Here is a 12783-nt window from a genome sequence, read left to right as displayed (position 1 = left end):
TCCAGATACAAACGATGCCGGGTGGTGTCCGCACCAAATGCGTTCGAGTTTCATCTGACATACATATCGAAGCCGTGATCCTTGCTGTCAACGGCGTTAAGATCACCGCTTACACTATAAGGCGCTGCATCCAATGTGTAATTATTAGATCTCAGCATGATTTCCCTGGTGAAAAAGGTGCAAAGATACCGTGGAATTCTTTTACTCTCGGTGCTTGATAGCCGCCGAGCTTAGACGTTTTAAGCCCAAGTGTGATGAGACTCTCGCAGAGTTTTACCGCTGCTGTAACGCCGTCAATGACTGGAATCCCGTGCTCTTCTGACAATGATGCTGCAAGGTCGGCCATACCTGCGCAGCCAAGAACTATTGCTTCGGCATGATCATCTCGCTTGGCACGCACTATTTCTTCCGAAATGCGAAGCCGCGCATCTGAACCCGGGATTTCCAAATCAAGCACAGCGACATCGCTTGCTCTGACTTTCGCACAGCGCGTTGCAAGACCGTAACGTATGAGATTGTGCTCAATTGCTGGAACGGAACGGGAGAGGGTGGTCACGACACTAAATTTACCGGCTATAAGGCTTGCCATATGAAAGGCTGCCTCACCAATGCCAATAACCGGCATGTTACTTGCGCAGCGTGCGGCATCCAGTCCCGTATCATCAAAGCAGGCGATCACGCAGGCATCCGCGTGTGAATGTTTTTGCATTTCACCAATCATGCCGGGAATGGCAAAAACTTCATCGAAATAGCCTTCAATGCTTGGTGGGCCATCATTGGGATTGACGGCAATAATATTGGTGTCGGCGAGTGCAACACCGCGTGCGGCCTCGCCGATTTTCCGCGTCATGGACGCGGTTGTATTGGGATTAATGACAAGTATGTCCATTTCCTCGGACCCTAGTATGTTTTTTATCGTTGTTCATGTGGCAGGGCGCGTTGTGCGCCCTGAAATTAGATTTCACCGCCGAGATAGAGTTTTTTGATGCGGTCGTCAGACACGAGTTCGTCGGAATTACCAGAAAGAGCGATCTTGCCGGTTGTCAGCGCATAGGCACGTTGCGAGATGCGTAAAGCCATGCGTGAATTCTGCTCAACCAGAAGCACGCTGACTTTTTCATCGCGATTGATAGCGACGATGGAACGGGCAATATCCTGCACGAGCTTGGGCGCAACGCCGAGCGAAGGCTCATCGAGCAGTAGCAACTTTGGTTTGGCCATCAACGCGCGCCCAATAACCAACATCTGTTGCTCGCCGCCACTCATCGTACCAGCGGCTTGCGAATAGCGCTCCTTGAGACGTGGAAATCGCCCGAGAACCATTTCAAGCGTATTGGCGATCTCTGCTTTGGCGGAGCGAGTAAAAGCTCCCATCAGCAAATTATCGCGTACCGTCATATATGGAAAGACGCGCCGTCCTTCGGGCACCATTGCGATCCCCATTTCTACAATGCGGTCGGAGCGGGTTCCATCAAGGCGATTGCCTTCATAATAAATCTCGCCTTTGCGCAATTTGTTAAGGCCGGTAATCGCTCGCAGGATTGAAGACTTGCCAGCGCCATTAGCACCGATTAGTGCTACTGTTTCGCCCTGATTGACGGTGAGAGAGACGCCTTTCAATGCATAGACATGGTCATAATAGAGTTCAGCGTCTTTAACTTTCAGAAGCTCTGTCATGATCAGTATCCAATCGTTTCATCTTCTGCGCCGAGATAGGCTTCGATAACTTTTTCGTTCTCCTGAATTTCCTTTGGCGTGCCTTCGGCAATTTTCTGGCCGAAGTTGATGACGACGATCCTGTCGGAAATATTCATCACCGCAGGCATGTCATGCTCGACAAGCAGGACAGTGATGCCGCGATCACGCACCGCACGCACCATCTCGACCGCCTTGACGGTTTCGTCATGGTTCATGCCTGCAAAGGGTTCATCCAGCAGCAGAACTTTGGGCTCGGTGGCAAGACCAATTGCTATGCCCAGCGCACGAAGATGCCCATGTGGAAGGTTTTGCGCAACTTCGTTACGTTGTAATCCGAGGCCAAGAAAATCAATAATTTCATCGGCTGAGCGCTCAAATTCTTGTCTATCCTGTCGCGCAAGTGCTGTGCCAATATAGCAGCCAAGAAAGCTTGCTTTCGCACGAAGGTGATGCGCGACAATGACGTTTTCACGCACCGTCATGCCTTTAAAGATGGTTGTTTCCTGAAACGTTCGGACAACTCCCTTTCGCGCCACGATGTGCGGTGCGAGACCGGATATGCGCGCACCATTAAACAGGACTTCGCCTGTTGTCGGACTGAGGAACGACGCTATCAGTTTGAAAAGCGTAGATTTTCCAGCACCATTCGGACCGATAACCGATAGGATTTCCCGCGCTTTCACGGAGAACGAAACATCATTTACCGCTACCAGTCCGCCGAAACGTTTGGTTACGCCTTTGACTTCCAAAAGTGCGTTCATGATCCCGATCCTTTCTTACCAGTCAATCGCAAGCTGAGGAGGCCGTTGGGCAGAAACAGCATCAGGATGATCAGCAGGCTCGAGAAAATGAGAAGCTGGAACTTTCCGGTCTGAAACAGGAAGTCCCAGCCGAAGTAGAGAACAAACGTGCCGATAATCGGCCCGAACACGTAGCCAAGACCGCCAAGGAAGCAGTTAAGCATGAAGTTGACAGAGTCAGTGACTGTGAAGCTCGATGGATAGATCGACTGCGAAATCGCCACAAACATTGCGCCGCCCAATCCCCCAAGGAAGGAGGAAATTGCATAGGCAAGCACACGTAGATTGGTGATGTTGACACCGATGGAGGAGGCGAGCTCTTCATTCTGTTGCAGCGACTGGCAAAGGCCTCCGATGCGGGAATGAATAAGCCTGTAGAGAGCTGCAAAGCATACGACCATCAGAAAGACGGACACGAAGTAGAACGCGGCTCGTGGATTTTGCAGAGTTGCGAAATCGGGCAGGATTGTGAATCCAAAGATCGATATGCCGCCCGGCGGAGGTATGTTGACCATGCCTTTCGCACCGTTAGTAATCGGTAGAGCCATCGCAAGCAGGCGCGCAACTTCTGTCAGAACCAGCGTCACCATTGCGAAATAAACACCGCGAAGACGTAATATCGGCAATCCAATCAGTATGCTGACAAAGGCGCAGAAAAGACCCGCAAGTGGCAATGTCAGCCAGAAAGAAACGCCATATTTCACCATCAGAATGGCAGACACATAGCCGCCCATAAGGGCATAGGCACCCTGACCGATATTGATGCGACCGATATAGAAGGTGATCCAGACGCCTGCGCTGGCAATGGAGAGCAAGGCTACAGAAGTTAGCGTGTAATAAAGATCGTTGCGTCCGGTTATGCTGATCAGTAACGGTATGCCGATGAAGACGAGAGCGAGGAAGGCAACGACGCCAATAAGTTTTACTGTGTTTGTCATGTTTGCCTCCATCAACCCCAAGGTTTACCCATAAGACCGTTTGGACGAAGACTGAGGAAAACCATCAATCCAGCGAAGATCACGAGATAGGTAATGTCTCCGTATGGCCGCAGCACCGTAAGACCGACGGATTCCAGCATTCCGAGAATGAAACCGCCTGCAATTGCACCGCTGACGACACCCGCGCCACCGATCATCACCATCATGAAGGCCTTGATGGAAATAGCGCCACCAATGCCAGAATTGACACCGGTAATGGCAACCAGCAAACCGCCGACCAGACCTGCCAGCATGGCCCCTAATGCGAAGCCGATCATGGAATAACGGTTGACATTCACGCCCATAAGCTGCGCCGCAACACGATCCTGAGCGAGCGCACGCATCGCGCGGCCGGGTTTCGTAAACTGCATGAAAAGAACAAAGGCTGCGATGAATACAACTGCCAAAACACCGATCAGGATGCGATCATAAGGTATGATCAGCCAATCTGACACAAATACGCCGTTGATGATCTTTGGAACACCACGCTGCTTTTCTCCAAACAGCAGCAAGATCACTGCATCCAGAAAAAATGCTATCGCTGCCGCAAGAAGCATCGTACTTTCGTCGCGGACACTTCGTTTTATGACGGGCCTGAAGAGGAACTTTTCGATCAGCGCGCCCACAATCATCAATGTGACTGCAGAAGCCAACAATGCCACAACAAAGGGCAGGCCGAGTTGCCCATAGATCGTATAGGTGACAAATCCGCCGAGCACATACATCTGCCCATGTGCGAAGTTCAAAACATTCATCAAAGCGAAAATAAGCGTCAGACCAAGCGCAATCAGCGCATATTGTGAGCCGAGATACAGTCCGTTGACTATAACTTGTTCCATGAAGGCAAACTCCCTCCTGCGGAGAGTGGCCTTGCCTAAGTCTCCGTGGCTGTTCATTACGATTGGGAGGCAGAAGCGGGTGCTATGATCACCCGCCTCCAAAAATATTCGGGCTTAGTCGACCTGTCCAACGAACAGTGTTTCGAACTTGCCGTCCTTATACTCAGTGACCACCATAGGAATACCCAACTGACGCTTCTGCGTGAAAGACGTGTCGCCCACATAAGTCAATTTGGAGCCGTCCCCCTTCACATATGGATTGGGCGCTGAGAAAGTATCAACGGTCTTCTTGAATTCTTCGACGTTATCGAGAGCAGCAGGGTTAGCCTTCATCGTTTCGATGATATATTCAAGCGCATAGACCTTGGTGTTCGATTCATCATTATACTCGCCATAGGCTTTCGTATAACGATCAACGAATTCTTTCATCGTGTCTGATGCGATTTCAGGCGTTGATGCACCGCCCACGGAAATAAAGCCGTTTGCAAGCTCACCGGCACCTTCTTCAAGTACCTTGGCGTCTTGTGCTGTTTCGGTGGAGATGAAGCCCTCGTAGCCCAATTCACGCGCTGCGCGGATCAGAAGTGGCGCATTCCCTGGTGCAACGCCAGAAAGAACGAGTAGGTCTGGCTTCTGCATGATGATTGGGGTGAGAACTGGTGTGAAATCACGCGTATCGTTCTGATAGGCATCGCTGGTTGATACCACTTCGAGACCGAGTGCCTTTGCAGCTTCAATACCGCTGTCGCGCTGGCTTAGCGGATCTGATTCATTGGCGGCTACGAAGGCTACACTCTTTACGCCTTTGTTTTCTTTTAAGTATTTGTAAATCGCTGGGCCAGACTGATAATTGGCAATCATACCCAAAATGGCGTTGGATGCGGGTGGAGTATAAAGTTCTTTAGGGAAGGAATAAGGGAAATAAATAATCCCTTTGGATTCGGCGACCGGGCGAACTGCCGCCGCGCCATCATCGACATTTGGCCCTACAACGTAATGAACGCCTTCCTGTGCCATTTTTTCCATGCCCGCGATTGCGCGCTTAGGATCTTTTTGGTCATCGAAAGTAACGATCTTGATTTTATAATTATCGTCACCAATCTTCACACCGCCGAGTTCATTCAGCCAGTCGGCGCGCACCTGCATTGAGCGAACGTTCGATGTGCCCCATGCTGCTGCAGGGCCACTTGTAACACCCACAAAGCCGATCTTGAGTTCTTTGTCAGCAGCCTGTGAAGTATTGGCGGACATGATAGCGAGAAACGAAACGGCGCTAAGCGCCGCAGCCTTGATGACTGCGCGTCTGTTAAACATTTGTATTCCCCTTGTTACTTTACCGCTCCCTCGTTTTGTGGGGAGAAGCATGTAGGGATTGAACGACAGACACCTCAGATTGTCAACAATATTTATTTTTTGGTAAACAATGTGAACTTCGAATTATTATTGATTGATATTCTGCCTGTAAGTTTATGCCAAAAAGTTGCGATGACGCTTATGAGTAAATTTCTATTAGCTATTGAATTTGAAAGGAAAGCCGGGCATTTTCGGTTGTTGCAATAACCCATGAGCTATTATGTCAGTCCAGCGCGCAAGTTTTTATATCCTTCTGGCACTGGTGACCGTCGCGTTTGCCTGGTTGTTGATCCCCTATTATTCCGCTGTGCTATGGGGCGTCATTCTGGCGCTTATTTTTTATCCCGTACAGCAATGGCTTTTGCGGGTTTTGCGGGGCCGCAAAAATATTGCAGCGTTTCTCTCGGTGCTGATGTGCATTTGCCTCGTCATCCTTCCAACAATGTTGATATTCGGTTTGCTGGCTCAGGAGGGTAATTCTGTCTATCAGCGATTGAGTACGCGCGAATTCGATCTCAATACTTATATTACCCGTATTCTAGCAGCTTTACCGGACAGTCTGGAAGAGTGGATGGTGCGTTTTGAACTTGGTACTTTTGCTGAATGGCGCACGCGCATAACCGGCGGTATTTTGCAAGGTAGTCAGATTTTTGCGAGCCGCCTCGTTAGCCTCGGACAGAATACACTTCAGTTCATTATAAGCTTTGGCATAATGATTTATCTGCTGTTCTTTCTATTTCGCGATGGAGACGAATTGGGAGAAAAAATCAGGCAGGCGATACCACTCAGCGAAGATTATAAAAACCAGTTCGTCGAGAAGTTTGCTGCGGTCATCCGTGCGACCGTAAAGGGTAACATTATTATCGCGCTTATTCAGGGTACAATAGGCGGTGTTACATTCTGGCTGCTTGGTATCGAAGCTGCATTATTGTGGGGCGTGATGATGACGATCTTCTCATTGCTACCCGTCGTTGGTGCTTCTCTTATATGGGCGCCCGTTGCCGTATGGTTTATCGTAAACGGCATGTGGCTTCAGGCATTTTCATTGATATTTGTCGGTGTTTTAGTGATCGGGCTTATCGATAATCTTTTACGCCCCCCTTTGGTGGGGAAGGGCACGCGTATGCCGGATTTTGTGGTTCTCATCTCCACTATTGGTGGGATTTCGCTTGTTGGGATTAACGGGTTTGTCGTGGGACCAATGATCGCGGCAATGTTTATCGCAGCATGGTCGCTTCTAGCGCAGGAGCAAAGCTCCCAAAAAATCCGCATAGACTGAATTTAAAATCATTAAATGTAGGCTTAAAAACAAGAACGCCCGCTGCACTGGGAGGAGGAGTGTGCAGCGGGCGGATCTGAAAAGCGCGACTGGGAGGAGGAGTGCCGCGCTTCGAGTTCAGCCTCTGGGAGGAGGAGTGAGACTGAACAATCACAAGATAGGTTTAGTGCGGCTAACTTACAAGCAGCGATACTGCAAGGCAGATATGCATTTTGGAATAGCTTAAAATAAGAAACCGCCCCGCTGCGGTTAACGCGCTGGGGCGGCTCTCAACTCCTCCAAGTGGCGCAGACAATAACGGCATGCATTTAAAAAGCAACCCCTTATAACTTACATGCAAATTTCAGTAATTACTGAAATCATCATAACGTTACGAGGGTATGCTTAATAAGCTGCGTCTCATCGTTTGCATATTAACATGGTCAAAGGTGTATTCAGAAATTTATTTCCGATCGTGTAAAAAAAATCAGATGGCAGACACCTATTAAAACTTAATTATACAATTTCATACTTGGGAATAAATCGATTAGATCGGTGAGTATCTTCATCATTCGATTTCCACACACAAACCTCATCAGCGAGCAATAATTAAAGTTGACTCACAATATCAAGATTAATATAGCCTGCCGTTAACATGAGTTAATTTATCATCTTAATGGATTGTGGCGATAGTCAGCTTGGGGGTTGTAGTGAAATCGAATTCTGGACGTATCCGCTATTTTTGGGATACTACTGTGTTATGCGGCACTTTTGGTGCTGTGGTGCTATTGGCTGCGCCGGCATTTGCACAAAATGCACCGCAGGGTAGCAATGTAAAGAATCAAACTGCAGATCAGGGGCAGATTGAAACGAAACGCAAAGAGCAAGCGCTCCAGCTCGACACTATCACCATTTCGCCTACGATTCAGAATGCTGCTGCTATTGATGCCATGGCGTCAACCAGCGTTATCACACAGCGTGATATTGATCGGATTCAGGCAACGACTGCTGCTGATCTGTTCAGAGCAACTCCCGGCGTTCATGCATCGCTGAATGGCGATGATCCGGCTACTTCTATTAACATTCGCGGTCTTCAGGAATATGGCCGTGTCGCGGTAACGTTGGACGGTGCACGCCAGGATTACTGGCGTGTTGGTCATGGTTCAGGATCATTTTATATTGAGCCTGAAATGTTGAAGCAGGTAACTGTAATTCGTGGTCCGGTTTCCAATGCCTACGGTTCAGGCGGCATTGGTGGTCTTGTTGCTTTTGAAACCAAGGATGCAGGCGATTTCCTTCGCGACAGCGAAACATGGGCATTAAGCGAAAAGCTACGGTATGAAAGCAACGGCAAAGGCTGGATGACCAGTACGGTTGGAGCTTATCGCTTCAACGAGAATTTTGATGTTATCGGCAATCTGAACTATCGCGATAGCGACGCTTATAAAAACGGCGACGGCGATGTTGTTCGCTGGACGGGTGAGCGGGTCGTTAGTGGCTTAGGTAAAGTTACAATTCGTCCGGCTGAAGGACACGAACTAAAGCTGGGCTACTCGCGCCAAAAATACAATGACATCATGACTGCAAGCAGCGGTTCAACCTCCAGTAATTTGTCGAGGTTTGATGCTGATACGATCATTAACACATATACGGGCAATTATACTTACAAGCCGGAAGATAACCCGTTCTGGAATTTATCTGTAAACGCTTATTATACCGATACCGACAATGACCAATATCAGGTCTGGCCAAAAGCCAATATCGGCAAGACACGATACTATGACGTATCAACGGCTGGATTCCGTGCATATAACAGCTCTCGTATTGAGACCGATGCCATGGTCCATACCATTACTTATGGTGTTGATTATTATAAGATGCGCGGTGAATCTGACACCGATAATTTTGGTAATGGTGATCAGCAGGCTTATGGTGGTGTTCTGCAATGGCAAGGTGAATACCAGAAGTGGCTCGAACTGATTGGCGCATTGCGTTATGATGGTTACCGGCTTGATGGAACGACGAAAGCAACCAACCTGTTGCCTTCAGAAGACGTCAATGTTGACGGTCATCGCGTTTCTCCGCGCTTGAGCGTAGGTGTTACGCCATGGGACGGCGTCCAATTCTATGGTCTTTATTCGCAGGGTTATCGTGTTCCGCATATGCAGGACATGTTCCGTCAGAATGGCGCGCATGGTGCAGGTTATGAGCCAAACCTAATGTTGAAGCCGGAAGTTGCGACCTCGTTTGAGGCCGGGATCAATCTCAGACAGGATGGGATCCTTGATGCGGGTGATCAGATCAGAGCGAAGGTCAACTTCTTCCATACGGATGTGAAAGATTACATCAATACCGTGAAAAGCGGTGCTGTTACCACCTCTCAAAACGTTGGCACGGCACGACTGCAGGGTGTCGAGTTCGAAGGCACTTACGACAACTGGTGGGGCTACGTTAATCTCGCCGCTTCTTACACCGATGCTGAGATGAAAGATGGCATTTATAAGGGCGACAGTCTGAGCAATACACCGTTGAATAATTTCAGCACCACGCTGGGGTTAAAGGCTTTCGATGAAAAGTTAATTTATGGCGTGGAGTATGAAAGCATTGGCAGAGTTAATCGTGCACTTACAACAGGCGGAGTAAAAGTATATCCGCGTGTTGATCTGGTGAATGTATTTGCCAACTGGCATGTGAATGATAACGTTAAGCTCGATTTTGGTGTCGATAATCTCTTCAATAAAGCCTATACGGACGCACAAACGGGCTGGGCAACAAGCACAGACATTGACCAGGCCAAGGGAAGAACCTTCAAAATCGCCATCACGGGTCGCATCGGCGGCTAAAATATCGAAATGAAGGCAGAAATGCCTTCATTCTTTTTTGCATCAACGGATTGAGAAACCCTGTGTCAAAGTCATCCTCTGAAGCTACTCGCGCACTACTAAGCTATGCTAATATTCCGCTACAAAATGGCAATACATATCTGCCTAACATTATCGATCGTCTAAACTCCTATCATGCAGAATATCTTTTGCTTGATGAAGTCAACGTATTTGATTTTTCATTTGGTCGTATTGAGATCGATAACAAAGCATATGGCTACCGCGTAGCTCTGCATGCTGATGATGACACCGGTCTGCACCGTTTGAAAGATCTGGCAGCAGTTGCCATTAAACTTTACACCAAGGAAGAAGCTCCGGAGATCATCTGGCAAGGAGACAAAGCTGGAGAACAAGTTCTTCCTCAATTTCGTTTGATGCATGTAAATTCGTCAGAACAGATCACGCCTCATATGCTTCGATTGCGTCTCGCAGGCGACGACCTGAAGCGGTTCTCGCTGTTTGGCGCCATGCATATCCGTTTGCTATTGCCAACGGCAGAGATTCCGAAGCCTGTTTGGCCAATTATGGGCCCAAATGGATTGCCTTTCTGGCCAGATGACTTTCGCAAACCTGCGTCCCGCGCTTATACGATCCGTAGCCTTAATATTGATGCAGGCTGGCTTGAGATCGATTTTTACCTTCATGAAGTTGAAGGACTGGCTTGCACATGGGCTAAAAATGCCAAGGCTGGCGATGAAGTTGGGCTAATGGGGCCGGTGGGGCGACCTTTACGTCGTGCAAGTCGCTATCTGATGGGCGCGGATGCCACCGGCCTTCCTGCAATCGGACGAATGCTTGAAGAGTTTTCGGAAGAAGTGACCGGGCGTGTTGTAATCGCTGTTGATAGCGAAAAAGACGTGCAGAATCTCGCCCATCCACGAGGTGTTTCCATCGATTGGATCATTGATCCAGATCAGAAACGTGCTGCTGAAACACTCACACAAGTGTTATGTGAAGCGGAGTGGCCGGAAGGGCCTGATAGCTTTGGATGGTTTGCAGGTGAGGCAGATCAAGCAAAAGTTATTCGTCAGCATTGGCGTCAGAAACTCGGCAAAAGCCGTGAAGAAACACTTGTTGCAGGTTATTGGCATAAAGATGCTGTCGGATTTATGGCTGGTTGATAAAAATGCTGAGCTTGTAAGTCATAATAACCTTTCGCTCGCAAACATAATGCGCTAGGCACCCTACAAATTATGAGTGAAGGAGCCTAGCCATGGCTGAACTGTTGAAACGCTTTGCAGAATATTACAAGCCACATCGCGGTTTGTTTATGCTGGATTTCTCAAGTGCTGTGGCTGCTGGTCTTCTGGAGTTAGCGTTTCCTATAGCCGTGACCGTTTTTATTGATCGTTTGTTGCCTACAGGGCAGCTTGGCATTATCGGTCTGGCTGCTATCGGCCTTCTGGCGATTTATGTCCTCAATGCGGTCCTGCAAGTAATTGTTACGTATTGGGGGCATATGCTCGGTATCAGAATTGAAACCGAGATGCGCCGTAAGGCATTCGATCATTTACAAAAACTGTCCTTTGGTTTTTTTGATAATCAGAAAACTGGACATCTGGTGGCGCGACTGACCAAAGATCTTGAAGAGATTGGAGAGGTCGCTCATCATGGTCCCGAAGATGTATTCATAGCGATTATGACGCTGATTGGTGCTTTTGCACTAATGATGTGGGTACATGTTCCGCTCGCACTTATCACAGCTACGATCATACCGCTCTCGGCTTATGTGACCATGCGTTACGGTAGACGCATGACCTCTAACTGGCATGCTCTTTATCGGCGCGTCGGTGACTTTAATGCACGTATTGAAGAAAATGTTGGCGGTATTCGGGTTGTTCAGGCCTTCACCAACGAAGATCACGAACGTAAACTTTTTGCGGAAAACAATGAAAACTACCAGCGAACGAAGTTGGCTGCCTACAAGATCATGGCTGCTTCAATGTCGCTATCTTATTTATCAATGCGCTTCGTGCAGGTAGTTGTTATGCTCGCCGGCGCTTGGTTTGTTGTGCGTGGCGAACTAACAGCTGGCGGTTTTGTGGGCTTCCTGCTGCTTGTTAATGTTTTCTTCCGTCCGATCGACAAGATTAATTCCGTAATTGAGAGCTATCCAAAAGGTATTGCAGGCTTTCAACGTTATGTTGAGTTTCTGGACACGCGACCTGATATTGCAGATCGCCCCAATGCGCAGTCTGTCGAGCGTCTAAACGGTGATATTGAGTATCGCCATGTCAACTTCGGTTATAGCGATAAGCGTCCTATTCTCAGTAATCTTAATCTTTCGATCAAGTCTGGTGAAACCATCGCTTTTGTTGGATCTTCTGGTGCAGGTAAAACAACAATCTGTTCAATGTTGCCACGCTTTTACGATGTGACCGAGGGTGGAATATTTGTTGACGGTATTGATATTCGCGACATGACGCTCAAATCACTGCGGTCGAATATTGGTATTGTCAGTCAGGATGTGTTTCTGTTCGCAGGAACTATTCGTGAAAACATTGCCTATGGGCGTCTTGAAGCAACAGACGAAGAGATCATTGAAGCTGCACAGCGAGCACGACTAGATGGTGTGATTGCTGATCTTCCAGACGGATATGATACGGTGATTGGTGAGCGTGGCGTGAAGCTTTCTGGAGGTCAGAAACAGCGCCTGGCCATAGCACGCATCTTTCTTAAAAATCCGCCGATTCTTATCCTTGATGAAGCCACTTCAGCATTGGACACCGAGACAGAGCGTGCCATTCAGCAATCCCTGGCTGATCTTTCTGTCGGGCGAACGACACTGGTTATCGCGCATCGTCTCGCAACCATTGTGAATTCAGACCGGATTTTGGTCGTTGAAGGCGGAGAAATCGTAGAACAAGGCAGCCATAATGAATTACTTTCATTGAAGAATGGCCGCTATAATCGCCTACACACGGTTCAATCAGCATCAATCGACGGCCTTTTGTCTGCCTGATCTTGTCTCATTCT

10 protein-coding genes are annotated in these 12783 nt (G+C 48.4%); 4 read left to right on the top strand and 6 right to left on the bottom strand.

What is annotated here, in order from left to right; all coding sequences use genetic code 11:
* Positions 1–151: 151 nt before the first annotated feature.
* The 6 genes from ACOZHT_RS06655 to ACOZHT_RS06630 all read right to left on the bottom strand — a co-directional run bounded on the left by ACOZHT_RS06655 (position 152) and on the right by ACOZHT_RS06630 (position 5628).
* Entirely contained in the window at positions 152–889 is a 738-nt protein-coding gene (locus ACOZHT_RS06655; RefSeq protein WP_421565436.1) for an aspartate/glutamate racemase family protein, read from the bottom strand.
* A gap of 65 nt (positions 890–954) precedes the next feature.
* Positions 955–1677, bottom strand: coding sequence for an ABC transporter ATP-binding protein (locus tag ACOZHT_RS06650; protein WP_421565435.1), 723 nt, complete (start codon positions 1675–1677; stop codon positions 955–957).
* Positions 1678–1679: 2 nt separating this feature from the next.
* Positions 1680–2459 carry an ABC transporter ATP-binding protein gene (locus ACOZHT_RS06645; protein WP_421565434.1) on the bottom strand — a complete coding sequence of 260 codons (780 nt, stop codon included), beginning with the start codon at positions 2457–2459 and terminating at the stop codon, positions 1680–1682.
* The gene (locus ACOZHT_RS06640) at positions 2456–3436 is read right to left on the bottom strand and encodes a branched-chain amino acid ABC transporter permease (protein WP_421565433.1); all 981 of its coding nucleotides are present in this window, start codon (positions 3434–3436) and stop codon (positions 2456–2458) included. Before ACOZHT_RS06640 ends, ACOZHT_RS06645 begins: the two co-directional genes overlap by 4 nt.
* Positions 3437–3447: 11 nt before the next feature.
* The gene (locus ACOZHT_RS06635; protein ID WP_339515006.1) at positions 3448–4314 is read right to left on the bottom strand and encodes a branched-chain amino acid ABC transporter permease; all 867 of its coding nucleotides are present in this window, start codon (positions 4312–4314) and stop codon (positions 3448–3450) included.
* Between the two features lie 114 nt (positions 4315–4428).
* The gene (locus tag ACOZHT_RS06630) at positions 4429–5628 is read right to left on the bottom strand and encodes an ABC transporter substrate-binding protein (protein WP_339515008.1); all 1200 of its coding nucleotides are present in this window, start codon (positions 5626–5628) and stop codon (positions 4429–4431) included.
* A gap of 259 nt (positions 5629–5887) precedes the next feature.
* On the opposite strand from ACOZHT_RS06630, the gene ACOZHT_RS06625 reads away from it, so the two are divergent.
* From ACOZHT_RS06625 to ACOZHT_RS06610, 4 genes are all read left to right on the top strand, one after another.
* A complete protein-coding gene (locus tag ACOZHT_RS06625; protein ID WP_421565432.1) occupies positions 5888–6946 on the top strand; it encodes an AI-2E family transporter in 1059 nt (352 codons plus the stop codon).
* A gap of 689 nt (positions 6947–7635) precedes the next feature.
* Complete coding sequence (locus ACOZHT_RS06620) at positions 7636–9768, top strand: TonB-dependent hemoglobin/transferrin/lactoferrin family receptor (protein WP_421565431.1); 2133 nt, start codon at positions 7636–7638, stop codon at positions 9766–9768.
* 62 nt (positions 9769–9830) lie between these two features.
* A complete protein-coding gene (locus ACOZHT_RS06615) occupies positions 9831–10928 on the top strand; it encodes a siderophore-interacting protein (protein ID WP_421565430.1) in 1098 nt (365 codons plus the stop codon).
* Positions 10929–11020: 92 nt separating this feature from the next.
* Positions 11021–12769: an ABC transporter ATP-binding protein gene (locus tag ACOZHT_RS06610; protein WP_421565429.1), complete on the top strand. Its 1749-nt coding sequence runs from the start codon at positions 11021–11023 to the stop codon at positions 12767–12769.
* The last annotated feature ends 14 nt before the right edge of the window (positions 12770–12783 follow it).

The sequence above is a fragment of the Ochrobactrum sp. EDr1-4 genome, assembly GCF_049199085.1.
Classification (GTDB): Bacteria; Pseudomonadota; Alphaproteobacteria; order Rhizobiales; family Rhizobiaceae; genus Brucella.
This window is presented reverse-complemented; position numbering and strand designations above follow the sequence as displayed.